We start from the raw sequence: 24,401 nt of genomic DNA on the forward strand, positions 1-24,401 counted from the left end.
ATATATTGTTACGGGGCATTTCTCTTCTATCTCCTTCTTTCCGATACTTTTAAAACGGTAACTCTTCCATCTCCTTTCCCTTCTCCCTTTTCCTGAAGTTTTCGCTCACCTCCTGCTGGCTGAGTTCCACTACGGCATACTCCGTAATGCCATGGATGTTTACACGCTTGCCGAAGGCATCCCTTTCCAGAATCTGTACCAACACTTGTTGCGTTTGCGCGTTGGCTTGTGTCCGTCCGTATACAGATAGAGTAGCCAGTATTGCGGCGGCGGGTTTCCATTTCACCTCAAAGTCCTTTTCTCCTGCCGGTCGGAAGTAAACATACAGGTTCTCTTCCAGTGGGTCTTTCATGCGGTGGCGTTCGTTTCTGGTGTTGATGTCGTCTATCTCGTTTCCTTCAAACCAATAGCGGAAACCGTCTTCTATCAGTTGCACCGCCTGTGCGTATACCCCTTTGTGGTCTACCGGGGTGCGGTAGTCGATGGCTTTTACGGGAATGACCAGGAAGCGCCGGTTTCCCCCGTAATCCCTGAGGAACTGCATGTTGTTGGTGCTTCCGATGAACGATGCCCTCCGGGGATAAAGCTGCGCCTGAGTGTCGTATACCTTCCGGATGGTGACGTTCTCCTGTCCGATGATCCGTTTGAGTTCGGCGATGTCTCCTGTCTTCACACCTTCAAACTCCTCCATGTTGATCAGCAGCCGGGTGGATAGCAGCAAGAGGTCGTCCTTGTTTGCCGGGTCTATCATTCCGTTGCGGTAATATTCTCCGAGTTCCGGAGGCAGCAGGTGCCGTATCCAGGTACTTTTTCCTTTTCCCTGCGCCCCGTGCAGCACCAGGGCTTGCTGGTTGGCTTTACCCGGTTGGAGCGCCGAGGCCACCATGGCTACGATCCAGCGCCGGAATCCCTCCCTCCAGAATTCCTGATCCTCCGCCTGTATGGTGTCCGCCAGTTTCCCGATGTGGTCGGTTGTCCTGTCCCACCGTGCGTTTCCTCCGAAGTAGTCGGTAAAGGGATTGAACTCCGGTGTATAGTCCGAGTCGATGACTGACTTCAGGCTGTTGAGCGGATAGGCGATGCCCTGCCTGCTGATGTTCAGGAAGATGGAGTTGAGATCCTTGTTCCGCATGGCGTAGAATGATTTTACCTCCTTCGTTTTGGACAAGTCGCACATTTCCAGTCGGTCGAGTACCGTGTTTCTCCTGAAAGCATAATTCCTGTTCAGATAGTCTATCACCTGTTCCACGGGCGGTATCTTTTTTTTCTCCTCTGCCCGTTCCGTTCTGTCCGTATATGTGTAGGCGTTCGCGATGGGGGTGTCTGTATCCATCTGTCCGTCCTCCCCTAATTTCACTGCTGCCAGACGCTTGACTTCCGCCTCTTCAAGTCCCTTTCGGAAACATTTGTTTCCCAGGGTGAAGAGGAACGAATTGCGGTTTCCCTCTGTGTATTTCATCAGCCTGCGGGTAGAGCTGAGGCATTTGTTGAATTCCATGCACGTGTAGGCGCTGACTTCCCCTGTTGGGTCCGTTGCGGGCTCTTCCTTCTGCCTTCCCCTCCGTGCAGGTTCGAGGGCTTCGATGGTGAATGTCCGTTGCGGGATGTGTGCCACCCGCCGGGGAGAGTAAAACGCCCTCGGGTCATACGAAGCGAAGACACCTCTCGACAAGTCCTTTCCGCTGGTGTCCACTTCCGTCTCCAGAAGTTTCTCGTAGTGTTTACGGGCCAGTTCGTACATTCCCGCGTGATACTGCTCCAACCGGCTGTAAGTGATTGCCGGTGTCCGGAAGAACGCGTTTCGCCATCCTTCCGCTTCGAGGCTTACCGGATAGGCGAGCACCTTGAATCCGTGTTGCTTGGCGGTGAGGAAGCAGGCGAGTGTCGCTTCGTCTGTTTCTATCAGGGCCCGTATCCGGTCCAGCTCCTTTTCGGGCAGATGGTCCAGGTCGATGGTGATGATGTCATTGTATGCGGCGATACTATGCGCCAGCCTGCATTCGTGGTAGTTTGCCGTGACGGTGAAGTAGTCCAGCTGCCGTTTTACGTTCTCCGCTTCCTTGGTTTTCCCTTCACTGATAAGCCTTCCTATTTTCTCAATCAGGACGGCATAGCGACTGCTGCGTACCTTTTCGATTAATTCATTCAGGGAGCATCTCCCTTTTACTTTGCTGAAACCCCTGTAAGTAGTAATACTAATGTTTTCCATTTTTCTGTTTTTTTTAAAGCTCGACGTAAGTGTCTGCGGCTGTAAAATTAGGGATGATTTTATAAACCTTGTTAGACGTTTTCTTTGAAGAATGTCTTTATTTCGTCTAAGATGTTTGTTTCCAGATCTTTATCCGTTCCCTTTTTCTCCTCTTTCAGAAATTTTAGTGTGTTAAATATTTCTGTTTCAATGGATTGTACTGACATCTCCTTTGTGGGGTTTTGTTTCTGTCCGAAGTATAGCATACGGTACATGATATGTGCCAATTCACGGATTCCTTTGCGCTTTTTCGTTCCTTTTTGCTGGTAATTCAACCATAAGAAAAAGAGGATAACCAGCTCTCTGTGAGTAGTTATGTCAAGTTTTTCCGGTTTCTTTTCCAGTGTTTCTAAAATTCTCTTACTCTCGTCAGTTTTTCCGTTTGTAATTACTACATAAGGAATGTCTTCTATGTTAAGAATCATTCCTTCATTTGGTTTTTTTTGCTCATTTTGTCTAATATGATTTATTATTACGAAGGCAAAATTAACTGTTCTTAGTATATTATCTGTTATATACGCGTATATTGTTTACTTTTAATTGATGTTTCACCCCGTCCTGAAAATAGGTTAAGTATACCTGACCTGTTTTCAGAACGGGGTAAAATCAATTTAAAAAGAGAGTATTATGCGTGTACGCGTGTGCGCGATTATATAAAGGGCGTCGGTGAATAGGGGAATTTTAGTGTAAACAGAAAGGAGTGTGTTTCAAAAAACGTTCGTTCAATGGAACAAAGGTAAACAGCATTTTTATTATAGCAAAATATTTTTATAAATAAATTTGTTTTCTCTTTTAATGGTACTTTTATCTATCTGTGAATCAATCAATTATTAAAACTCTTAAATTAGCTTTTCTCTTTTTGAATTTTTCTTTTTGGAGATTTTAAAATTCTGTCAAAAATGGTGTTTAAACAAACGAACGTTTTTTGAAACATCAATGACTTCTAATTCATTCGTTCATAGAACTTTATCTCTGAAATTCTTCTGTTTCTTGGAAATGGTCGATTTCAGGGTACTTACATAACATTTCATCGTTCTCCTGCTGTGATAGGGGAGAGTCTTGAGATCACATGAATGCAAGTAATACTGATATTCGCATTACATCATCTGACCGGGAGGTACTTTCGTACTCCGGTGTCCCCAAAGAATACCCTTTAGTGAAGGAATCCGACAACATCCATTGGTATGCTGTGCGAGTCACCTACAGCCGCGAACTTTCTTTGAAAACGTACCTTGACAGCGAATCCATCGAGAATTTCATCCCGATGCGCTACGAGTATATCGTGAAGAACGAACGCCGAGTGCGTAAACTGGTTCCCGCCGTTCATAATCTGGTATTCGTCCGTTCGTGCCGTGAACGTATCGACCGCATCAAAGAAGAGATGGGCGTATCCCTTCCGATCCGCTATATCATGGATCGGGAAAGCCGCCAGCCGATTGTTGTTCCGGACTCCCAGATGCGCAGCTTCATGGCGGTTGCCGGCAGTTACGAGCAGCAACTGGTTTACCTGGAGCCTTCCGCCGTTGCCTTCCGTAAAGGCCAGCGTGTGCGTGTGACGGGTGGTCTTTTTGCCGGTGTCGAAGGTGAGTTCATCCGTGTGAAAAACGACCGTCGCGTGATGGTTTCCATCCAGGGAGTGATGGCCGTTGCCACCACCTACATCCATCCTTCTCTAATCGAGCCGCTCGATCTTAAACAGTAAAATAGCAGACAGTAAATCGTAAATAGTAAATATTCCCATGAACTCTTTAGATTCTCAAATTACCGCTTTGTACACCTTGGCGCACGAACTTCTGTATCTGGGTTCCGATGGCAGCCCCATCTACAGCGACCACTTCAGCCGGTTGAACGGTGATGTACTCAGCCGTGCCAACACTTTATATCCCCATCATGGCTCCACCGACGAGGAAGAAGCCCGTTTGTGCCTTTCGCTTCTGATGGGTTATAACGCGACGATCTACAATAACGGTGACAAGGAAGTCCGCATCCAGCAGATCCTGAACCGTTGTTGGGAAGTGCTCGACCGCCTGCCCGCTTCTTTGCTGAAGGTGCAGCTTCTGACTTATTGCTATGGCGAAGTATTTGACGACGATCTCTCCCGTGAGGCACACAGCATCATCGACAGTTGGGGAGAGCGTGCCCTTTCCGGCGATGAATGTGAGATTGCCGAACAACTCCGCAGCCTTGAAGAGAATCCTTATCCCAACTGGGAAGTAGAGGAGTGAACTCTTTTCTTTTTCGACACAACACTGTATATAACCTAAATCCCCTTTGTCTTGAATATCCTTTTCATCATATTGGCTTTTGTCATCTCTGCTTCGATTGCCCGGCTTATCATTCCCCGCATCCTGCTTATCTCTTTGCGGAAGAAGCTTTTCGATATGCCGAGTGAGCGCAAGGTTCATAAACGTGCCATTCCCCGTTTGGGCGGTGTCTCTTTCTTTCCCACCATCCTGTTATCCTCTTGCGGTGTGTTCGCACTTCGCATCCTGATGGGTTATGATGTTCCTGCCCTCCGTGCGGTGTACTTGCTGCCCGAGTGCATGTTTCTGGTCTGTGGGATGACTTTGCTTTATCTGACGGGTATCGCCGACGACCTTGTGGGAGTCCGTTATCGGCAGAAATTTGTGATCCAGATCATCTGTGCCTCGTTTTTCCCCCTGGCCGGCCTTTGGATCAATAACTTCTACGGGCTTTTCGGCCTGTATGCCCTTCCTGCCTGGATAGGTATGCCTTTTACGGTTCTTCTGGTTGTCTTTATCACCAATGCCATCAATCTGATTGACGGTATCGACGGTCTTGCTTCCGGTCTGAGCAGCGTTGCCCTGCTTGTCTTCGGCTTCCTGTTCATGCAGAAAGAACTTTGGACGTACAGCATGCTCGCCTTTGCCACGTTCGGTGTGCTGGTCCCTTTCTTTTACTATAACGTCTTCGGCAGTGCGGAACGTGCCCGTAAGATTTTTATGGGTGATACGGGCAGCCTGACTTTGGGCTATGTGCTCTCTTTCCTTGCCATCAAATACAGCCAGTACAATCCGGATGTCACCCCGTATACCGAAGGTGCTTTCGTGATTGCTTTCAGTACGCTGATTGTCCCGGCATTCGACGTGATCCGTGTGGTGATGGTTCGTGTTCGCAGTGGCAAGAGCCCTTTCGAACCGGACAAGAACCATATTCATCATAAGTTCCTGGCAATGGGTTTCACACCAAGAAAGGCGATGATAACGATCTTGCTGATTTCTTGTGCGTTTAGTGCGGTGAATATTCTGTTGGTTCCGGTGGTTGACAACACGGTGATGCTTTTGGCGGATATTGCTGTGTGGGTGGGACTGAATTTATGGTTCGACAGGGTAAGAGATAAAAATAGATAAATATTGAAGTGTTATAAAATTGAATATATTTTATGGAAAGAAAAAGAGTATATGTTGGGATGAGTGCTGATATTATTCATCCCGGTCATTTGAATATTATTCATGAAGCTCAAAAATTGGGGAGTGTAACTGTTGGAGTTTTAACAGATGCAGCTATTGCTAGCTATAAACGTTTACCTTATTTGAATTATGAACAGCGTTCTTTAGTTGTTCGAAATTTAAAGGGAGTTGATGAAGTAATTCCACAAACTACTTTGGACTATGTTCCTAATCTTGAACTTTTAAAACCCGATTTTGTAGTTCATGGAGATGATTGGAAAGAGGGCGTTCAGAAAGAAACGAGGCGAAGGGTTATCGACGTTATTTCCCAATGGGGTGGTAAGGTAATAGATGTCCCTTATACTAAAGGAATTTCTTCTACTGATCTAAATCTAAAATTAAAAGAAATAGGGACAACTCCGGAAATTCGTTTAAAAAGGTTAAGACGTTTAATTGAGGCTAAACCGATAGTACGTATTTGTGAATCTCATAGTGGGTTAACAGGATTAATTATAGAAAATACTTCCGTTGAAATTAATGGTACAAAACGTGAGTTTGATGGTATGTGGTCCAGTAGTTTAACGGATTCTACTTCTAAAGGGAAGCCTGATATTGAAGCTGTTGACTTAACAACACGCTTACATGACTTAAATGACGCCTTAGAGTGTACAACAAAACCAGTTATATTTGATGGTGACACAGGAGGTAAAATAGAACATTTTGTTTTCACAGTTCGCACATTAGAACGTTTGGGTATTTCAGCTGTGATTATTGAAGATAAAATTGGATTGAAAAAGAATTCACTTTTTGGGACTGACGCTATTCAAACGCAAGATACGATTGAGGGATTTTGTGATAAGATAAAGGCTGGTAAACGTGCTCAGGTTACTAATGATTTTATGATTATTGCTCGTATTGAAAGTTATATAGCGGGCAAAGGTATAGATGATGCAATGGAAAGGGCTTTAGCATATATCAATGCTGGTGCTGATGGCATTATGATTCATAGTAAAGATAAGTCGGGTGAAGATATTAAGCTCTTTTGTCAGTCTATTCGCGCCGTAAATAAGTCTATACCTATTGTCGTCGTTCCCACAACTTATAATCACATAACAGATGAAGAGTTAGCTTCTTGGGGGATAAATATTGTTATTTATGCCAATCATATGTTGCGTAGTGCATATCCGGCCATGCTTAATACTGCAAAATCGATTCTTTTACATGGACGTTCTTATGAAGCAAATGACTTATGTATGCCTGTGAAAGAGATTTTGGAATTAATACCTGGGACAAAATAAATTCTATTATGATTACTCCTAAATATTTTATTGATTCTCTTAAAGCAAATCAAATCGATTTCTTTACTGGAGTTCCTGATTCTTTGTTAAAAAGTATCTGTGCATATATAACTGATCATTCAGATTTGAATAATCATATAATTGCTGCGAATGAAGGTGCCGCAGTGGGACTTGCTGCTGGTTATTATTTAGCAACAGGTAGAATTCCACTTGTGTATATGCAGAATTCCGGTATAGGTAATGCGGTGAATCCTTTGATGTCTTTGACTGATAAAGAAGTCTATAATATTCCTTTGCTACTATTAATTGGCTGGCGTGGAGAGCCGGGGCTGAAAGATGAACCTCAGCATATAAAACAAGGTAAGGTAACTATTCCTTTATTAAATTCTATGGGAATTAGTAATCAGGTCTTGTCTAAAAATGAATCGGAATTAACATGCCAGTTGAAAGAAGCTTTAGCTTGTATTGAGACAAATCATGAACCGTTTGCTTTTGTAATTCAGAAGGATACGTTTGAAGATTATAGACCTCAGACATTAGAAAATAATGGATTCACATTATCTAGGGAGGAAGCAATAAAAATAGTCTCTTCTTCTATACCGGAAAATGCTATTATTGTTTCTACTACAGGGATGATATCACGTGAATTGTTTGAATATAGAGAGTCCATGAATCAGAATCATGAGAAGGACTTTCTTACAGTTGGCTCAATGGGACATGCTTCTCAAATATCTTTAGGAATAGCTCTCCATAAATCCGATAGAATGGTATATTGTTTTGATGGAGATGGAGCTACTTTAATGCATATGGGATCTTTGGCGATTGTAGGTTCTACAAAACCGTGTAATTATGTTCATGTTGTATTTAATAATGGTGCACACGATTCGGTAGGTGGTCAACCTACCGTTGGTTTAAAAATAAATATTTCTGAAATAGCTGTAGCTTGTGGGTATAATTTGGCTTTATCTGTTTCTGATTTAGTTTCTTTAGAGAAAGCTCTTAATACGATAAGTAATTCTATAGGACCTATTCTTTTAGAGATAAAGGTAAAAAAAGGAGCTCGTAAAGATTTGGGACGTCCGACGAGAACTCCTATTCAAAATAAAGATGCTTTCATGAATTTCTTAAATCAATAGTATGTGTCAACGAGCGTATTTGGGAAAATCATCTATACTTGAATTGCCTTCCGTTTTGGAGCAATTTGTTCCTAAAAGAATATTATTGGTAAGAGGAAAAAAATCGTATGAATTATGTGGAGCTCAAGTGGCTTTATCTTCGATTTTTGTTAATTTGGAATGTCAAGTTTTAGATTTTCAGGATTTTAAGGAAAATCCTCAAAGTGAAGATTTGGATAAAGGAATCCTGCTGTTAGAAAAATATCAACCTGATTTGATTATAGCAATAGGAGGAGGTAGTGTAATAGATATGGCTAAACTGATGCGTTTTTTTTATTCTTATTCTGGTGATAAGAAAAAGAATATTTATCAAAGAAAAAAGCCTTTAATTCCTCTAATTGCTATACCAACAACAGCAGGAACGGGAAGTGAAGCTACACATTTTGCGGTTTTGTATATGGAGAAAGTGAAATATTCAGTGGCTCATAAGGATGTGTTGCCTGATATTGCTATTGTTGATCCTCAATTTACTTTTAATGTTCCTAAATACTTAAGTGCTTGTACAGGTTTTGATGCGTTGGCGCAGGCTATTGAAGCTTACTGGAATGTGAACGCTACAGGTGAATCTGATGAATATGCGATAAAAGCTGTAAAGCTGCTTTGGCCTAATTTGGAATTGGTAGTGAATGCTCCGACAGAAGATGTGCGGGAGAAGATCTCTGAAGGCGCTTATTGGGCGGGGCGTGCAATTAATATAACAAAAACTACCGCTCCTCATGCTTTTTCATATCCTTTTACTACTTATTATGGTTTGCCACATGGACATGCAGTTGCATTAACCTTTCCATTTTTTTTTCAGTTGAATCTATCTGGGATTGACTTGAAAAAAGAAGTCGATAGTATGAAATATAATTCAAAAATGGAAATTCTGATTGAAATATTGGATAATAAAAATATTGATTGGAAAAATTACTTAGCTAACATAGGTTTATTTTCCTGTAAAAGGATGAAAGATTGTAAAGTGTCTTTTCTTTTGGATAAAGTTAATATTGATCGATTAACTAACAATCCTGTAGAGTGCACAGATGAAATTAGAACTGAATTACTTAAATCATTAATAAATTGAAATATGAGAAAATTGTTGAATATACTACGAAGTAGATTAAGAAGATATCAACAGAAAAAATACGAAAAATCCTTGACGGAATCCTTGTCTGTAAATGGAATTAATATTTTTGAAAAGTTTCATTTAGCTATGGAATCAGTTCAATGCGATTATTGGTTGGCTTTTGGAACCTTATTAGGTGCTATACGCGACAATAATTTTATATCTTATGATACTGATATTGATGTAGGGGTTTCTATTGATACTGATTTTGATAAAGTAGAGAGTGCATTGCGTCAATTTGGATTTAAAAAAATGCGAAAAATAGAACTCTATACAACTGGTAATTGCCAGGAAAGAGGTTTTGAATTGACTTTTATTCAAGATAATATTTTGATAGATATTTTTGTTTTTGATAAAATTCCAGGAACTAATCGAATTTATACTCATACTTGTTTATGGGATAATGATCATTTTCAATACCTTTCAACTGTATTGAGAGTGATTACTCCTTTTACTGGAATATCTAAATATAATTTTTTAGGGATAGACGTGAATGTACCATCCAATTATGACGAGTATTTGAAGGCATATTATGGTGAGGAATATAATAAACCAGATTCTAATTGGACACCACGTATGTCACCTGCTGTTGAAGTTGTAAAAGATGCCATAGGAATTTTGATTCCATATTAGGAATGGAAGTAAAACATAATCGGCAATTTTGGGGAGTAATTTGGAGCCTTTTTGATAGACTGGGGGCACAATTTGTAACTTTTATTATTGGCATTGTTTTAGCACGTCTATTGACTCCGGCCGACTATGGGCTTGTTGGGATTATTGCAATATTTATTGCTGTTTCTAATGTCTTAATTGAAGGTGGTTTTTCTAACGCATTAATACGTAAATTAGACAGAACAGAATCTGATCTTTCAACAGCCTTCTATTTCAATGTAGTAGTTGGGATTTTTTTATATGTGCTACTTTTTTTCTTAGCTCCTTTTATAGCTACATATTTTGAGGATCCTTTGCTAATACCTTTATTAAGAATAATTGGTTTAAATGTTTTCTTTAATTCTTTATGTATTGTTCAGAATGCTATATTAACAGCGGAACTGAATATAAAGTTGCAGACTTTAATAAGTCTTTGCTCTCAAATACCTATGGGCATAATAGCTATTTACTTAGCTTACAAGGGATTTGGAGTATACGCATTAGCTATTCAATCAGTAGGATATACATTTATTAAAACAATTCTTTTTTGGTGTTTTGCTAGATGGAGGCCTATAACAGGTTTTAGTAAAGATTCATTTAATTATCTTTTGAGTTTTGGTTCTAAATTGGTAGGCGCTAATTTAATAGGAACTGTTTTTAATGAAATTTACTCTATTGTGATTGGGAAATGCATTGGTAAACAGGAGTTGGGATATTATACAAAGGCAAGAAGTTTAGCCAGTCAGCCGGATATGATTTGTGCTGGTGTCATTCAGAAGGTGACTATTCCTGTATTGGCCAATGTTCAAGACGATAAATATACTCTTTTATTAGTTTACAGAAAATATATAAAAATGATAATGTGTTTAATGGCTCCTCTTGCATCATTTTTAATTTTGGCTGCAAAACCAATTGTAATCTTTTTATGGACAGATAAATGGAGTGAATCTATCTTTTTATTTCAAATGTTGGTCTTTGCTGGGTTATGGTCTCCTGTATCTTACTTGAATTTATGTTTGCTGCAGGTCTTAAATCGTACTGGCTATATCTTAAAGTTGGAATTCATAAAGAAACCTATTAGTTTAATCATTATTTTAATTTCAGTTCAAGGTGGAATTATAGGAATTGTCGTAGGACAAATTTTAATTGCTGTTATTGCTGATACAATCAATATGAGTATTTCTAAGCAGCTTTTAGCTTATACTTATCGATTGCAATTTTCTGATATTTTGAGATATATGTTCTTTGCGTTTGTAGCTGGATTGATAGGCTATTTTATTACTATTCTATTTTCAAATTTAGCTTTAATAATCTTAGTTTCCTTTGTTGCTGTAAGTGTTGTATATGCTTTGTTACTATATCTTTTTGGTGATCCGGTTGTGCAAGAAATTCGTACTGTATTAAAGAGTATGTAAATAATTAATTGATTTTTTAATGAAACGAATATTAAAAAAACTTTATGACTTTTTTGTAACATGCTTTTATAATTTAGTCTTTCCATTTGTTCTTAAGTTGGTAAATAACAACGTTTTTAGAACTAAAAAGTATACTATTTCCTTATGCGCTATTTTTAAAGATGAAGCTCCATTTTTAAAGGAATGGATTGAATTTCATAAAATAGTAGGAGTTGAACATTTTTATTTATATAATAATGATTCAAGTGATGATTTCAGAGAAGTTATTCAGCCATACATAGAGTTGGGAATCGTAACCATAATTGAATGGCCTTATCCACAAGCTCAAATGAAAGCTTACAAACATTTCTATGAGAACTTTAGAGATGAGACATCTTGGGTTTCCTTTTTGGATATAGATGAATTTTTTTGTCCTAAATATGTAGATACATTGGGAGAATGGTTGGAATCATATAAAAAATATCCTGTCGTTTTGATTTATTGGATGATGTTTGGTACGTCTGGAAAACTACAGCATGATTATGATTCGTTGGTTATTGAACAATATAATATTAGTTGGGATTATTTGTATCATGTTGGGAAATGTCTTATTAATACTAATTATGATATTGTGTCATTCGATAATGCCGCAGTCCATCATTCTCCATGGGTTAAAGCAACACTCGGTCCTATGAACTTTAAAATACCTCCAGTTAATCAATTTGGGTATTTCGTTCCCAAGGATTTATTCTGGGGTCCTAAGAAGGAATTAGAAAAATCTACGATACAAATTAATCATTATTGGAGTAAAGCTTGGAATATATATGATAATAAACGTAAGAAAAGTGATGTTTTCTTTAAAGAAAATCCTAAAAAAAAACTGGATTATTTTTACTTTCATGAAAGGGAGAATCGGACGTCTAATAGAATGATATATAGATTTCTGATGAAACTAAAATTGTCTTTAAATGAAATAGATTAGATATGGGATGTGAAAGTGCTCGCATAATTCAATTACCTAAAATAGCTGATCCAAGAGGTAATTTATCTATTATAGAAGAGTTTAAACAGATACCTTTTAAGATACGGAGAGCATATTGGATATATGATGTTCCTGGCGGGGTTGAACGTGGAGGACATGCTTATAAAGAGAATGAAGAATTTATAGTAGCTTTATCAGGAAGCTTTGATGTGTGCTTGGACGATGGGATACATTCTTGTGTTTTTCACTTAAACCGTTCTTATTTAGGAGTTTTAGTACCCAAAGGTCTTTGGAGGGTTATGAGTAATTTTTCTACAAATTCTTTAGCACTTATACTTTCTTCGACTGATTATAATATTGATGATTATATAATGGATTATACTGATTTTAAACGATGGAGCATAGAAAGCAGATGATTACAGTTTTTGATTGCTCTCTTTATCATCTTCAAAAGAACGTTGAGAAGGAGGGGAATCTTACATATGTTTATAATAATATTCATGTGCCATTTGATGTGAAACGGATTTTTTATTCTTATGATATTCCAGGTGGAGAGGCTCGTGGTGCTCATGCGCATATTAACTGTCATCAATTATTGGTCGCTGCAAGTGGAAGTTTTGAAGTGGTGTTGGATGATGGTATAAATAAGAGAACAGTGTTACTGAATCGTCCTTTTTATGGTTTACATATTCCTCCTGGTATTTGGGCAGAGGAACAGGGATTTTCCTCTGGCTCTATTTGTTTAGTGTTGGCTTCTCATGGATTTGAAGAGGCTGATTACATTAGAAGTTATGATGAGTTTTTAAATAATAAAAATATACTATGATTAAATTTTTGGATTTAAAAAAAATTACAGAAAAGAACTCGGACGAAATAATATCTGCAGTGAATGATGTAATTTATTCAGGTTGGTATTTACAAGGTAATATAGTTAGACGTTTTGAAGAGCATTATGCTTTATATATTGGCACAAATTATACGGTTGGCTGTGCTAATGGACTGGATGCACTTATTTTAATTTATCGCGCTTATATTGAATTGGGAATAATGAAAGAAGGAGATGAAGTAATCGTACCTGCTAATACATATATTGCCTCGATTTTAGCGATAACAGAAAATAAGTTAGTTCCTGTTTTGGTAGAACCAGATATTAACACATTGGAAATTGATGACTCTAAGATAGAAGAGTCTATTACGGACAAAACTAAATCTGTTCTATTAGTACATCTTTATGGACGTTGTGCTTATACTGATAAAATAGGAGAATTGTGTACTAAATATAATCTAAAGTTAGTAGAGGATAATGCTCAAGCACACGGTTGTAAATTTGGAGAAAGAAGAACTGGATCTTTGGGAGATGCGGCTGGACATAGTTTTTATCCGGGAAAAAACTTGGGAGCTTTAGGGGATGGAGGAGCTATTACAACATCAGATAAAGACTTGGCTGATGCTGTTAGAACTTTAGCGAATTATGGTTCTGTTAAGAAATATGTGTTTAAATATCGGGGACGTAACTCTAGGTTGGATGAAATCCAAGCGGCAGTTCTGGATGTGAAATTAAAATATCTGGATCTGGATAATGACTATCGTAAAAATATTGCTTGTTATTATATTGAGCATATAAAAAATGAACGAATACATTTCCCGTTTATTTTACCAACAGAATCTAATGTTTATCATTTATTTCCTATATTGTGTGAGGAACGCGATAAATTGCAAATGTATTTGAATAACAAAGGGGTACAGACCTTGATACATTATCCCATACCACCACATAAACAAGAATGCTATAATCAATGGAATAAATTAAATTTTCCTATAACTGATCAAATTCATAATGAAGAATTATCTCTGCCTATTAGTCCAGTTATGTCTTTGGATGAAGTAAAGCATGTGGTTGAATTATTGAATTATTTTAAATAATGATGAATGGGTTGTTGTTGTCAATATGCATCCCTACTAATGGTGCTTCGCAATGGGTACTACCTTGTTTGGATGCTATTTATTCTCAAGGCATAGATAAGTCTCTTTTTGAGGTCGTTATAACAGATAATGATATTGATAGTACATTGCTCAGTGATTTACGTCCTTATGAGTGTGATAATTTGAGATATGTGCAAACAAGAGATGAAGGCTTTCTTAATTTAGTTACTGCTTTAAAGTTAGGCAGAGGAGTATTCCGGAAAATGCTTAATCATCGTAGTATGATATTGCCAGGAACAATAGCAAGATGGCTTGCTATTATAAAAGAATATATGAATTCTAAACCAATTATTTATTTCTCAGATAATCAATTGGATGTGGGAACTATTTTGCAATGTTCTAATTTAGACTCTTTTATAAATAGATTGTCTTATTGGTCGAGTTGGAGTGCGGGAATCTCTATATGGGATATTGATGTAGGAGAAATAGATCGGTTAGAATTGAATGAGATGTTTCCTAATGTATCTTTATTATTTAATCTTAGGTCGGAAAGCCAATATATAATATGTGATGAAAAATATCAAAACATGCAAGATGAAAGAGGAAAGGGCGGGTATAACTTGTTTCAAATATTTGCTGTTGATTATTTAGATATATTAAATTCACTAAGAAGAGAGAAAAAAATTAAAAATAAAACATTTATAAAGGTAAAAATGGAATTACTGACCTTTTTATCTGCATGGTATTTTGAATTGATTGTTAAAAAGACATCAAAGTATAAATTTGAAGTTGTTGATAGAAGACAAAGTTTTAGTATATACTATTCTGTTGTCGATTATTATTTAATGTGTATTTATGCTTGGTTGTTGGTTCCATTTAGGAGGGTGATTAAATATTTTTACAAAAAGTTTTAATATAGTGTGTTAGTGTGTGTACTTATGAAAGATAAAATTTATCCTTGTTTATTATTTATGGCCAAAATATCATTTGTTATTTTCCCATATCGATTTTCTCAGTTCTGTTGCTATTTACGAAATTTACTAGAGAGCTTAAGATTTGTTGTTTTAACAGGTTGTAAAGGGAAAGCTTTTATCGAAACCCCTTTCTCTATAAAGGGGCATAAATACATTAAGTTTAAAAGTTTTTTTTCTCGTCCGGGATTAAGAATTGAATGTTGGGATAATTATTTGGAACATAGTTTTAAACCCCAAATTATAATAGGTGAAAAGGTCTGTTTTAATTTCAGATGTCATATTGGTGCTATAAATGAGATAATTATTGGTGACAATGTGCTTGTAGGGAGTAATGTTTTGATAACAGATCATGCTCATGGAAATACAACTATTGATGATTTATTAAAGGAGCCACAGCAAAGAAATTTATTTTCTAAAGGTCGCGTCGTTATTGAAAACGATGTTTGGATAGGAGAGAATGTTTGTATATTACCCAATGTTGTTATTGGGAGGGGAGCTGTAATAGCTGCAGGAAGTGTAGTTACTCATTCTATACCATCTTATAGTGTGGCTGCCGGTATTCCAGCTCGAGTTATAAAAATGTAAACTAATATATTGTAATTGAATTTATGAAAGCACGTGTAATAGCATTTTATTTACCTCAATTTCATCCAACTCCTAATAATGATGTTTGGTGGGGAAGAGGATTTACAGAATGGACAAATGTAGGTAAGGCAAAACCTTTATTTAAAGGACATTATCAGCCTAAAGTTCCTGCGGATTTAGGATATTATGATTTAAGGTTGCCAGAGGTACGTGAGGCACAAGCTGAATTGGCAAAGAAAGCAGGTATCGAAGGGTTTTGTTATTATCATTATTGGTTTGGTGATGGAAGACAAGAGTTGGAGCTTCCTTTTAATGAGGTGCTTAAGTTAGGAGAACCAGATTTTCCGTTTTGCTTATGTTGGGCTAACGAATCATGGCATTCTAAATTTTGGAGTAAAAGTGGTAATTCTTTTTCTAAACAAATTTTAGTTGAACAAAAATATTTAGGAAAGGAAGATAATGAGAAACATTTTTATAAATTATTGCCGGCATTTAAGGATAAACGCTACTTAAAGATTGATGGAAAGCCTATTTTTATGATATATAGGCCTTTTGATTTTATCGGAATAAGAGAGTTTATTCAAGAGTGGCAAAGATTAGCGATAGAAAATGGATTAACAGGTATTCATTTTGTAGGACAACTTGGACAAATTAAGAAGAATCCATCTCAAATTGATATTGATAGTGCTTTGTCATTCGGTTTAGATGGAATTAATATAGTTAGATTATGGAGTGCTAGTTATAGAAGGAATTTTTGTGTAAAAGTATATGAAAAAATTATATCTCTTGTAACTGGAGTTCCTAGAGGTGTTTTATATAAAAATGTTTATCATAGTTTTGTGGGAGAAGAAGAATATCAAACTAATATTTATCCAACGTTAATTCCTAATTGGGATCATACACCCCGTAGTGGAAATGCGGGCTACGTATTATTTAATTCATCTCCTAAATTGTTTCAAAAGCATGTTGAAGAAGTACTTGAGCGAGTAGAATGTAAGCCAATAGAAGACAGAATTGTGTTTTTGAAATCATGGAATGAGTGGGGAGAAGGTAATTATATGGAACCAGATTTGAGGTATGGTTTGGAATATATTCATGCATTAAGAAATGCTATTCTTTGATATATTGTAATACTACTGTATAAAGATATCATACGAAATGCTTTTTTTTATCTTTTTATTTATTATTTTTTTGGCTTTTCTTTCGATAAAACGATATAAGACTTTTTTTAATCCTTTTACTTTATCTCTTCAGTACCCATTACTTTTTTTGACTATACCACAGATTATTTTAGTTATATTGGGAGATGGAGAAGATTCATTACTTTCAGATGTTGTTATATTACTTTATATTCTGTTTTTATATTTAGGTACTTTCTTTAAAATTCCATATTTAAAGATTTATTCTTTTAAAAATACTAAAATTATAGTTTTTTGTTCTTTTGTTTTGGCTGTGGTAATATTTATTCCTTTATTACCTATGCTTTTAAAATATGGTATATCATTTAGGGGGTTAAGGGAATTTTATGAGGAAGTAGTTTTTTCTGCTTATGCATCTTTTTATGAAGTATTTAAAACATTATTATTAATCTTGATAATTATTCTTTTTGTCTGGAAACGTAAAATAACTATAGTGCTTATTTGTTTGATTTTTATTTTATTCTTTTCGGGGAGTAAAATGGCTATACTTAGCACTATGATTATTTTGGTGACAATGTACGAAGAATATAAGAGAGTAAACTATAAGGTATTGTTTATTTCTTCTATTTTGGTATTTGTTCTTTTGCTATTTTATCATTTCTCTCAAACATTACAAAATCAAAATAAAAATATTTTTGACACCGCTCTTTCTTATTTTGATGTTTATAGACAACAGACTATGGCTTTAGAACTATTTGTTTCTGGGAAAATGGATTATTATTATGGAGAAATAGCATTAAGTTCGTGGTATAAAGTTATTCCTAGATTCATATGGGAGTCAAAACCGAAAGATTTTGGTTTTGCACTATTAAATTATGCTATTTATCCAGAGTTTTCAAGTGATGGGTATATGCCTTCATTTGGGCTAGCATATTCATTTGCTGATTTTGGTTTTGCGTCTATAATCTTTTCTGGTTTTTTTGCTGGAATGTTAAAAAATTACTTTTATAGAATGTTCTATAATTCAAAAAAAGATGTTGTGCCTTTTTTATTATATATTTTAGATTTTAATATAGTTCTCTGCACTCTTTTTGTATTTTATTATTTAATTTCTTTTATTAAACATGATACCTAAGATTATTCATTATTGTTGGTTGAGTGGTGATCCATTTCCTGATTTAATAAATAAGTGTATTAATTCTTGGCATAACATTTTGTCCGATTATGAATTTATATTATGGGATACAAGGCAGATTGATGTTAATTCTAATTTGTGGTTAAAGCAAGCTTATGAAAATAAGAAGTATGCTTTTGCCGCAGATTATATCCGTTTTTTTGCTTTGTATCATTATGGAGGAATATATTTAGATGCTGATGTTGAGGTGCTTAAAGATTTTAAATCGCTTTTGATTGAAAAGCAATTTTTGGGAGAAGAAGCTAGTGGAGACATTGAAGCTGCTGTTATTGGAGCTGAAAAAGGTGCAGATTGGGTGAAATCTTGTTTAGATTACTATGCAAATCGTCCTTTTGTGAAAGAAGATGGTTCGTTTGATACTAAGCCTGTGCCTTTATTACTAAATAGAATAATTCAAGAAAAGGCATTTGATATTAAACCATATTATTATTTTTCACCTAAAGATTATAATATTGGCAAGATAGATATAAGTGATAGTACCTTTTGTATTCATCATTTTGATGGAAAGTGGATAAAACGGGGGCTGAAGTATTCTCTTAAAAGAAATATGCACAAAATTTTATACTATGCTTTTGGGCGAAAGGGACATAACTGTTTGGTACGTGCTATAAGAAAATTGAAATGATGAAGTTCTCTGTATTACTTTCTGTATATTATAAAGAAAATCCTGATTTTTTGAAGCAGAGTTTGGATAGTATTTTGAACCAAAGTAGATTACCTGATGAGTTAGTTTTAGTAAAGGACGGTCAATTATCTATTGATTTAGATAGAATGATTGATTCTTATGTGAGAAAATATACTGATTTGTTTAAAATTTTAGCTTTGTCTGAGAATCAGGGTTTAGGTAAGGCTTTAGATGTCGGATTGAAGTATTGTACTTTTGATATTGTTGCTCGCATGGATACTGATGACATTGCAACTCCAAACAGATTTGAAAGGCAAATTACTGTATTTGAAAAGTTTCCGGAATTGGATGTAGTTGGTGCTTGGATTAGCGAATTTGAAAATGTTTCTTCAAATGTTGTTTCTATAAGAAAACTTCCGGAATATCATAATGAAATATATCTTTATGCAAAGAAACGATGTCCTATTAATCATCCAGTTGTGATGTTTAAAAAGGATGCAGTATTTGCTGCGGGCGGATATAGGCACTTTCCATTATTTGAAGATTATTATCTTTGGGTTAGGATGTTGATGAATGGCGCGAAGTTTTATAATATTCAAGAGAGTCTTCTAGCATTTAGGTTTTCAAGTGAGATGTTTAAGCGACGTGGAGGTTTAAAATATGCAATTAGCGAATTGAATTTACAAAGAGAGTTTGCAAGAATGGGGTTTATTAATTGTTACGAATTATTTCGAAATGTAACAATAAGGTTTGTATCTCGTTTGATTCCAAATAAGGTTCGGGAATTTGTCTATTTGAAATTACTTAGATAATATTGTGGAAATGATAGTAACTTTATGAAAGGCATTGTTTTAGCCGGTGGTTCCGGTACTCGTCTGTACCCTATCACCAAAGGAGTTAGTAAGCAGCTTCTTCCTATTTTTGATAAACCGATGATTTATTATCCGGTTTCGGTGTTGATGCTTGCCGATATCCGTGAAATCTTGATTATATCTACTCCGGATGATCTTCCTGCTTTCCGACGTTTACTGGGAGATGGTTCTGATTATGGAATACGTTTAGAGTATGCGGAACAACCTTCTCCGGATGGTTTGGCTCAAGCATTCATTATCGGTGAGGAATTCATTGGGAGTGATTCGGTCTGTTTGGTGCTTGGAGATAATATCTTCTATGGGCAGAGTTTTACCCGTATGCTGAATGAAGCTGTACGCATGGCAGAAGTGGAACAGAAGGCAACGGTGTTCGGTTATTGGGTAAGTGATCCGGAACGTTATGGAGTGGCTGAATTTGACAAAGAAGGAAATGTCTTGAGTCTGGAAGAGAAACCTGAAGAACCGAAGTCTAATTATGCAGTGGTAGGGCTTTATTTCTATCCGAATAAGGTGGTGGAAGTAGCAAAAAAAATAGAGCCCTCTGCACGCGGAGAATTGGAGATAACGACAGTGAATCAGGAATTTCTCAAAGATCAGGAACTGAAAGTTCAGTTGTTAGGTCGTGGTTTTGCCTGGCTGGATACCGGTACGCATGATTCTTTAAGTGAAGCATCTACTTTTATTGAAGTGATAGAAAAGCGTCAGGGATTGAAAGTAGCTTGTTTGGAAGGAATTGCTTTGAGGCAAGGTTGGATCAGTGCCGATAAGATGCGTGAATTGGCAAAGCCGATGCTGAAGAACCAGTACGGACAGTATTTGTTGAAAGTGATACAGGAACTTGGTTTGAAATGAATGTAATAAAGACTGCTATCGATGGGGTTGTTATCCTTGAGCCCCATATTTTTAAAGATGACCGGGGATATTTTTTTGAATCTTTTAATCAGAGGGAGTTTGAGGAAAAAGTATGCAAGACTACGTTTGTCCAAGATAATGAAAGTAAATCGAGTTATGGTGTACTTCGTGGTTTACATTTTCAACAGGCCCCTTTTGCTCAGAGTAAATTGGTGCGTGTAGTGAAAGGAGCGGTATTGGATGTAGCTGTTGATATCCGTAAAGGATCTCCTACATTTGGACAACATGTGGCAGTAGAGTTGACGGAGGATAATCATCGTCAATTTTTCATTCCCCGTGGGTTGGCACATGGATTCAGTGTATTGAGTGAGGCAGTTGTTTTTCAGTATAAGTGTGATAATTTTTATGCTCCGCATAGTGAGGGTGCCATTGCCTGGGATGATCCGGATTTAGGTATTGACTGGCGTATTCCGGCAGATCGTGTGATTCTCTCGGAGAAGGACAGCAGGCATCCTCGGTTGAAAGATTTAAATTTATGATTCTCTCTTCTTTGGTACATACCGATTTTCAGCCTTATTTATTACTTAATACGGATGCATGGGCTTTGCCTGAGGATAAAGCGTTGGATTTATTGGCTTATCTTGAACAGCAAGGTGTCAGGCAGATCTACTGTGTACCTCCGGTAAAGGTGGAAAATGAAGGGAATGCTTCTTCTTTTCTGAAAGAAGCCTTTCAATATTTACAGCAGCAATACTCCGGTAATATCTCTCTGCGTTTGTCGGCAAGATATCGTTTGGATGAAGGCTTTCCGGCTTTGTTGGAGAAGGGAGATTTGTTGACGATAGGAGGGGGGAAGGAGTTACTGGTAGATGTATCTCCTTTAAAACAGCCGGAAGGACTCAGTGAGATGATTCATGCCATCTGCCGGTCGGGCTATATCCCTGTTCTGATGCAACCGGAACGTTCGCTTTATTGGGGAACGGAAGACTATCTGCACTTGCGGGAATCGGGATGCAGGCTGATGCTGAATCTATATTCCTTGTTCGGTTACAATGGTGACGGAGCGTTGAATTACAGCCGTATGTTGTTGAAAAAGGGTTGGTATACATATCTCTGTTCGGGCAGGGAGGATACAAAGGTGATGCGATATAGTGAATCGTTTTCGATGGAGGATGATGACGATTTGGCGATGAAATTGCAGGAGATAGAAAGAAACAGCAGGCTGTTGTGGTCTGTTACGGAAAACGGGTAACGGCGGTTATTCGTGTTTTAGGCGGCAGCCGGGATTACCGTAACAGGTGATTCCGGCTGTTTTTATATAATATCTTTGAGCCTGTTGAGAAGTCAATATTACTGATATGTAATGTTCCAAGCATTTATGAAAGTTACTTTAGGACGACTACTTTGGAATATTATTGATGTTTTAATGGCGGTTAGTTTGATAATTCTGATTGTATATCCGTATAAAAATAAAAGATTGTGATAACTTCTGTATTTTTCCCTTAAAAGTATACTGCATATTTGAATATTTGCAGTATATTTGCAAGGAATAGTTATAGGGAATATGTGCATTGAAGACCAACTTAAAAAAAATGGCTTTGTCTCTACACAAGGTTTGACTGACTGGCAGGAACAGCAATTGCAGGCCTCAGTTCGCAAAGGAGAGGCTATGCGCTTAAAAAATGGCGTATACGCTCATATTGACGCATTGGCAGGTACAATGGTGGATATTCGCCTGATTGTTCCTAATGGCATTCTCTGTCTTTGGTCGGCATGGTCGGTTTATAATCTCACTACTCAGATTCCGAATGCTTACTATGTGGCCATTAAGCGTAGTCGAAAAGTAGTTCTGCCTGAATATCCCGAATTTCAACTGATATATCAATCTGACAAATTACTATCTATCGGTGCTACTCGGAAAGAAATACAAGGATACGATGTGCCGATCTTTGATGTGGAACGTTCGGTTTGTGATGTGGTCAAGTATCGAAATAAAGTGGGAATTGATGTGATGGCAGAAGTCCTTCAAGCCTATCTGAAACGTCCCGATAAGAATATATCTCTATTGATGGATTATGCCTCTAAACTAAGAATACGTAATACACTTAATCATTATCTTGAGGCATGGCTATAAAAGAAATATATAACTATGGGGACTCAGTGAAAGCTAGGTTGTTGAATATTTCACGGAGAAATGGACAAAGCTATCAAATGCTTGTAACCCGATACCTCCAAGAGCGTTTGCTCTATCGTTTATCAATCAGCCGTTTTTATGACCATTTCTTTTTGAAAGGTGGAGCATTGCTATATGCTCATGAGCGTTTTTTGGCGAGGCCAACATTGGATATTGACTTCATGGGGTATCACATCGACAATAACAAAGAAAATATAAAAAAGATATTTGCAGAAATTTGCTCCATCTCTTACGAACAAGATGGTGTAATATTTTACATTGATACACTGCGTACTGATGAGATTGCAATTGAGAAGAAATATCCGGGTGTAAGATTGACGTTGACAGCCTCTCTTGATACGATTCGCCAATATGTTTCTATGGATATAGGATTTGGAGATGTGATAACTCCCAGTCCATCTGAATTGGATTATCCGAACTTACTTGACGGATTCCCCAATACTGACATCATGGCTTATTCTTTGGAGACAGTTGTGGCAGAGAAATTTCAGACTATGATTTCAAGAGCAGAAACAAATAGTCGAATGAAAGATTTTTATGATCTCTATACGATCTTGCAAGGAGGAAAATATAATGCGGAAATATTAGATGAAGCTATAAAGGTAACATTCAAGAATCGCCAAACTAACTACATGGAAAATCACGTTGCATTTAGTCTTGCCTTTGCAAAGAACTCGAATTTGAACATAAGGTGGAATGCATTCATGAAGAAACTTAAGATTCCAACTCAACTTACTTTTTTTGAAGTAATGGATTACCTCCAAGTCAAACTAAAACCTTATTGGGAAAATTTGAAATAATATTGAGAAGTTCTGTACTCACCCTGCCATAATAGTAGGAAGGCTGCAACATCTAAAAGTAATATCTTATTGGCAGGATCAGGAACTGATAGAGAAGGTCGATTTGGATAGTGCCGTTCAGTGATTGTGCTATCCGGCAATTCCGGTTCCATCACGATTGGGACCGGAGAATTAGGAATAACCGAATAATATGTGTATATTTGCAGTTACTAACATTGGGTTTATACTGAAATCTTCTTTGTGCGTGATTGTTTTCCGCTTCATTCTGCGGCTTATGGCATTCCCCAATCGACATCATTATTTGCTGCTTTGTTCAGGATAAAAGCATCGCGCCTATGTGCTGCTGGCATTCGGCGTAGCGTATGATCTGGATATAATGATGAAATCGTTTGTTTATTGGTGTGTGTGACATAAAACTGTCTATCCGGCAATCAACATGTAAAAGAACAGGCAGTATTGATTCAGACATAAAATTATTGAATGGTAAAAAAAATAACAACAAGTAAACGTGACCGGGAGAAGCTAAAGGAGCAGAAACGTAAGGAGAAGCAACAACGTAAAGAGGAACGCCAAAGCAGCGGCCCAAGTTCTTTTGAGGATATGATTGCTTATGTCGACCAGTTCGGTGTTTTGCATTCAGTGCCGCAGGAACGGATTGAGGAAGAAGTAGATGCATCTCATATCGAGGTTTCTGTACCTAAACAAGAGAATGTGGAAGTGGCTCCTCACATGGGGCGTATCGAGTATTTTAATGCTGCGAAAGGCTATGGTTTTGTGAAAGATACGGATAATGGCGAAAAGTATTTCTTCCATATCTCTTCTGCCCCAGCAACAATTGCTGAAGGTGATAGAGTGACATTTGAAATAGAGCGCGGTATGCGTGGAATGAACGCTGTACGAATATCAATAGTGACTGAATAGCAGGAACTTTCCGTAGCTTTATTCCCAGACCCAAATCGCACCTTGATATTGAATT

General features: G+C 37.2%; 27 protein-coding genes. 25 read left to right on the plus strand and 2 right to left on the minus strand.

Features of this window, described 5'->3' with window-relative positions:
- Window positions 1-49: 49 nt before the first annotated feature.
- Together KO473_RS08760 and KO473_RS08765 are read right to left on the minus strand one after the other, a co-directional pair.
- A complete protein-coding gene (locus tag KO473_RS08760; RefSeq protein WP_122130351.1) occupies window positions 50-2,209 on the minus strand; it encodes a VapE domain-containing protein in 2,160 nt (719 codons plus the stop codon).
- Window positions 2,210-2,280: 71 nt separating this feature from the next.
- Window positions 2,281-2,673 (minus strand): hypothetical protein, encoded by a 393-nt coding sequence (locus tag KO473_RS08765; protein WP_005781156.1) that lies wholly within the window; start codon window positions 2,671-2,673, stop codon window positions 2,281-2,283.
- A gap of 731 nt (window positions 2,674-3,404) precedes the next feature.
- Here KO473_RS08765 and KO473_RS08770 point away from each other — a divergent pair.
- From KO473_RS08770 to KO473_RS08885, 25 genes are all read left to right on the plus strand, one after another.
- On the plus strand, window positions 3,405-3,950 hold the full coding sequence (locus KO473_RS08770; protein ID WP_032537688.1) for a UpxY family transcription antiterminator: 546 nt from the start codon (window positions 3,405-3,407) through the stop codon (window positions 3,948-3,950).
- Between the two features lie 37 nt (window positions 3,951-3,987).
- The gene (locus KO473_RS08775; protein WP_005808198.1) at window positions 3,988-4,473 is read left to right on the plus strand and encodes a UpxZ family transcription anti-terminator antagonist; all 486 of its coding nucleotides are present in this window, start codon (window positions 3,988-3,990) and stop codon (window positions 4,471-4,473) included.
- A gap of 51 nt (window positions 4,474-4,524) precedes the next feature.
- On the plus strand, window positions 4,525-5,619 hold the full coding sequence (locus tag KO473_RS08780; protein WP_122130350.1) for an MraY family glycosyltransferase: 1,095 nt from the start codon (window positions 4,525-4,527) through the stop codon (window positions 5,617-5,619).
- A gap of 32 nt (window positions 5,620-5,651) precedes the next feature.
- Window positions 5,652-6,956, plus strand: a complete 1,305-nt coding sequence (aepX, locus tag KO473_RS08785) for a phosphoenolpyruvate mutase (RefSeq protein ID WP_122130349.1) — start codon at window positions 5,652-5,654, stop codon at window positions 6,954-6,956.
- A gap of 8 nt (window positions 6,957-6,964) precedes the next feature.
- Window positions 6,965-8,092 (plus strand): phosphonopyruvate decarboxylase, encoded by a 1,128-nt coding sequence (gene aepY, locus KO473_RS08790; RefSeq protein ID WP_122130380.1) that lies wholly within the window; start codon window positions 6,965-6,967, stop codon window positions 8,090-8,092.
- 19 nt (window positions 8,093-8,111) lie between these two features.
- Window positions 8,112-9,197, plus strand: coding sequence for a phosphonoacetaldehyde reductase (locus KO473_RS08795; RefSeq protein WP_250716546.1), 1,086 nt, complete (start codon window positions 8,112-8,114; stop codon window positions 9,195-9,197).
- Window positions 9,198-9,200: 3 nt separating this feature from the next.
- The gene (locus KO473_RS08800; RefSeq protein ID WP_122130347.1) at window positions 9,201-9,872 is read left to right on the plus strand and encodes a LicD family protein; all 672 of its coding nucleotides are present in this window, start codon (window positions 9,201-9,203) and stop codon (window positions 9,870-9,872) included.
- Window positions 9,873-9,874: 2 nt separating this feature from the next.
- On the plus strand, window positions 9,875-11,305 hold the full coding sequence (locus tag KO473_RS08805; protein WP_122130346.1) for a lipopolysaccharide biosynthesis protein: 1,431 nt from the start codon (window positions 9,875-9,877) through the stop codon (window positions 11,303-11,305).
- A gap of 19 nt (window positions 11,306-11,324) precedes the next feature.
- Entirely contained in the window at window positions 11,325-12,266 is a 942-nt protein-coding gene (locus KO473_RS08810; protein ID WP_122130345.1) for a glycosyltransferase family 92 protein, read from the plus strand.
- 2 nt (window positions 12,267-12,268) lie between these two features.
- A complete protein-coding gene (locus KO473_RS08815) occupies window positions 12,269-12,682 on the plus strand; it encodes an FdtA/QdtA family cupin domain-containing protein (RefSeq protein WP_122130344.1) in 414 nt (137 codons plus the stop codon).
- Window positions 12,679-13,092 (plus strand): FdtA/QdtA family cupin domain-containing protein, encoded by a 414-nt coding sequence (locus tag KO473_RS08820; RefSeq protein ID WP_122130343.1) that lies wholly within the window; start codon window positions 12,679-12,681, stop codon window positions 13,090-13,092. The genes KO473_RS08815 and KO473_RS08820 overlap by 4 nt, the downstream gene beginning before the upstream one ends.
- On the plus strand, window positions 13,089-14,189 hold the full coding sequence (locus tag KO473_RS08825; protein ID WP_122130342.1) for a DegT/DnrJ/EryC1/StrS aminotransferase family protein: 1,101 nt from the start codon (window positions 13,089-13,091) through the stop codon (window positions 14,187-14,189). Before KO473_RS08820 ends, KO473_RS08825 begins: the two co-directional genes overlap by 4 nt.
- Window positions 14,189-15,103, plus strand: coding sequence for a glycosyltransferase family 2 protein (locus tag KO473_RS08830; RefSeq protein WP_250716547.1), 915 nt, complete (start codon window positions 14,189-14,191; stop codon window positions 15,101-15,103). Before KO473_RS08825 ends, KO473_RS08830 begins: the two co-directional genes overlap by 1 nt.
- 24 nt (window positions 15,104-15,127) lie before the next feature.
- On the plus strand, window positions 15,128-15,748 hold the full coding sequence (locus KO473_RS08835; protein ID WP_122130341.1) for an acyltransferase: 621 nt from the start codon (window positions 15,128-15,130) through the stop codon (window positions 15,746-15,748).
- Window positions 15,749-15,771: 23 nt separating this feature from the next.
- Window positions 15,772-16,869 (plus strand): glycoside hydrolase family 99-like domain-containing protein, encoded by a 1,098-nt coding sequence (locus KO473_RS08840; protein ID WP_122130340.1) that lies wholly within the window; start codon window positions 15,772-15,774, stop codon window positions 16,867-16,869.
- Window positions 16,870-17,017: 148 nt separating this feature from the next.
- A complete protein-coding gene (locus tag KO473_RS08845) occupies window positions 17,018-18,022 on the plus strand; it encodes a hypothetical protein (RefSeq protein WP_250716548.1) in 1,005 nt (334 codons plus the stop codon).
- A complete protein-coding gene (locus tag KO473_RS08850) occupies window positions 18,012-18,707 on the plus strand; it encodes a glycosyltransferase family 32 protein (protein ID WP_122130338.1) in 696 nt (231 codons plus the stop codon). Before KO473_RS08845 ends, KO473_RS08850 begins: the two co-directional genes overlap by 11 nt.
- On the plus strand, window positions 18,707-19,519 hold the full coding sequence (locus KO473_RS08855; RefSeq protein ID WP_181996034.1) for a glycosyltransferase: 813 nt from the start codon (window positions 18,707-18,709) through the stop codon (window positions 19,517-19,519). Before KO473_RS08850 ends, KO473_RS08855 begins: the two co-directional genes overlap by 1 nt.
- Window positions 19,520-19,543: 24 nt before the next feature.
- Complete coding sequence (gene rfbA, locus KO473_RS08860; protein WP_122130336.1) at window positions 19,544-20,431, plus strand: glucose-1-phosphate thymidylyltransferase RfbA; 888 nt, start codon at window positions 19,544-19,546, stop codon at window positions 20,429-20,431.
- A complete protein-coding gene (rfbC, locus tag KO473_RS08865; RefSeq protein ID WP_122130335.1) occupies window positions 20,428-20,970 on the plus strand; it encodes a dTDP-4-dehydrorhamnose 3,5-epimerase in 543 nt (180 codons plus the stop codon). The genes rfbA and rfbC overlap by 4 nt, the downstream gene beginning before the upstream one ends.
- Window positions 20,967-21,683, plus strand: a complete 717-nt coding sequence (locus KO473_RS08870) for a CpsB/CapC family capsule biosynthesis tyrosine phosphatase (RefSeq protein WP_122130334.1) — start codon at window positions 20,967-20,969, stop codon at window positions 21,681-21,683. The genes rfbC and KO473_RS08870 overlap by 4 nt, the downstream gene beginning before the upstream one ends.
- 111 nt (window positions 21,684-21,794) lie before the next feature.
- Window positions 21,795-21,914, plus strand: a complete 120-nt coding sequence (locus KO473_RS23780) for a DUF6804 family protein (RefSeq protein ID WP_350338497.1) — start codon at window positions 21,795-21,797, stop codon at window positions 21,912-21,914.
- A gap of 81 nt (window positions 21,915-21,995) precedes the next feature.
- Window positions 21,996-22,565 (plus strand): hypothetical protein, encoded by a 570-nt coding sequence (locus KO473_RS08875; protein ID WP_005781128.1) that lies wholly within the window; start codon window positions 21,996-21,998, stop codon window positions 22,563-22,565.
- The gene (locus tag KO473_RS08880; protein WP_005781126.1) at window positions 22,556-23,425 is read left to right on the plus strand and encodes a nucleotidyl transferase AbiEii/AbiGii toxin family protein; all 870 of its coding nucleotides are present in this window, start codon (window positions 22,556-22,558) and stop codon (window positions 23,423-23,425) included. The genes KO473_RS08875 and KO473_RS08880 overlap by 10 nt, the downstream gene beginning before the upstream one ends.
- Window positions 23,426-23,905: 480 nt before the next feature.
- Window positions 23,906-24,346: a cold-shock protein gene (locus KO473_RS08885; RefSeq protein WP_005808167.1), complete on the plus strand. Its 441-nt coding sequence runs from the start codon at window positions 23,906-23,908 to the stop codon at window positions 24,344-24,346.
- The last annotated feature ends 55 nt before the right edge of the window (window positions 24,347-24,401 follow it).

Source organism: Bacteroides sp. HF-4919, assembly GCF_018860125.1.

Excerpts from the sequence above, each read along its gene's own strand:
- KO473_RS08830 (WP_250716547.1), top strand. The coding sequence starts at position 14,189 with ATGATGAATGGGTTGTTGTTGTCAATATGCATCCCTACTAATGGTGCT.
- KO473_RS08870 (WP_122130334.1), top strand. The coding sequence starts at position 20,967 with ATGATTCTCTCTTCTTTGGTACATACCGATTTTCAGCCTTATTTATTA.
- rfbA (WP_122130336.1), top strand. The coding sequence starts at position 19,544 with ATGAAAGGCATTGTTTTAGCCGGTGGTTCCGGTACTCGTCTGTACCCT.
- KO473_RS08815 (WP_122130344.1), top strand. The coding sequence starts at position 12,269 with ATGGGATGTGAAAGTGCTCGCATAATTCAATTACCTAAAATAGCTGAT.
- KO473_RS08875 (WP_005781128.1), top strand. The coding sequence starts at position 21,996 with ATGTGCATTGAAGACCAACTTAAAAAAAATGGCTTTGTCTCTACACAA.
- KO473_RS08850 (WP_122130338.1), top strand. The coding sequence starts at position 18,012 with ATGATACCTAAGATTATTCATTATTGTTGGTTGAGTGGTGATCCATTT.
- KO473_RS08840 (WP_122130340.1), top strand. The coding sequence starts at position 15,772 with ATGAAAGCACGTGTAATAGCATTTTATTTACCTCAATTTCATCCAACT.
- aepY (WP_122130380.1), top strand. The coding sequence starts at position 6,965 with ATGATTACTCCTAAATATTTTATTGATTCTCTTAAAGCAAATCAAATC.
- KO473_RS08820 (WP_122130343.1), top strand. The coding sequence starts at position 12,679 with ATGATTACAGTTTTTGATTGCTCTCTTTATCATCTTCAAAAGAACGTT.
- KO473_RS08880 (WP_005781126.1), top strand. The coding sequence starts at position 22,556 with ATGGCTATAAAAGAAATATATAACTATGGGGACTCAGTGAAAGCTAGG.
- KO473_RS08825 (WP_122130342.1), top strand. The coding sequence starts at position 13,089 with ATGATTAAATTTTTGGATTTAAAAAAAATTACAGAAAAGAACTCGGAC.
- KO473_RS08835 (WP_122130341.1), top strand. The coding sequence starts at position 15,128 with ATGAAAGATAAAATTTATCCTTGTTTATTATTTATGGCCAAAATATCA.
- KO473_RS23780 (WP_350338497.1), top strand. The coding sequence starts at position 21,795 with ATGTTCCAAGCATTTATGAAAGTTACTTTAGGACGACTACTTTGGAAT.
- KO473_RS08760 (WP_122130351.1), bottom strand. The coding sequence starts at position 2,209 with ATGGAAAACATTAGTATTACTACTTACAGGGGTTTCAGCAAAGTAAAA.
- KO473_RS08775 (WP_005808198.1), top strand. The coding sequence starts at position 3,988 with ATGAACTCTTTAGATTCTCAAATTACCGCTTTGTACACCTTGGCGCAC.
- KO473_RS08810 (WP_122130345.1), top strand. The coding sequence starts at position 11,325 with ATGAAACGAATATTAAAAAAACTTTATGACTTTTTTGTAACATGCTTT.
- KO473_RS08855 (WP_181996034.1), top strand. The coding sequence starts at position 18,707 with ATGAAGTTCTCTGTATTACTTTCTGTATATTATAAAGAAAATCCTGAT.
- KO473_RS08800 (WP_122130347.1), top strand. The coding sequence starts at position 9,201 with ATGAGAAAATTGTTGAATATACTACGAAGTAGATTAAGAAGATATCAA.
- KO473_RS08805 (WP_122130346.1), top strand. The coding sequence starts at position 9,875 with ATGGAAGTAAAACATAATCGGCAATTTTGGGGAGTAATTTGGAGCCTT.
- rfbC (WP_122130335.1), top strand. The coding sequence starts at position 20,428 with ATGAATGTAATAAAGACTGCTATCGATGGGGTTGTTATCCTTGAGCCC.
- KO473_RS08765 (WP_005781156.1), bottom strand. The coding sequence starts at position 2,673 with ATGATTCTTAACATAGAAGACATTCCTTATGTAGTAATTACAAACGGA.
- aepX (WP_122130349.1), top strand. The coding sequence starts at position 5,652 with ATGGAAAGAAAAAGAGTATATGTTGGGATGAGTGCTGATATTATTCAT.
- KO473_RS08885 (WP_005808167.1), top strand. The coding sequence starts at position 23,906 with ATGGTAAAAAAAATAACAACAAGTAAACGTGACCGGGAGAAGCTAAAG.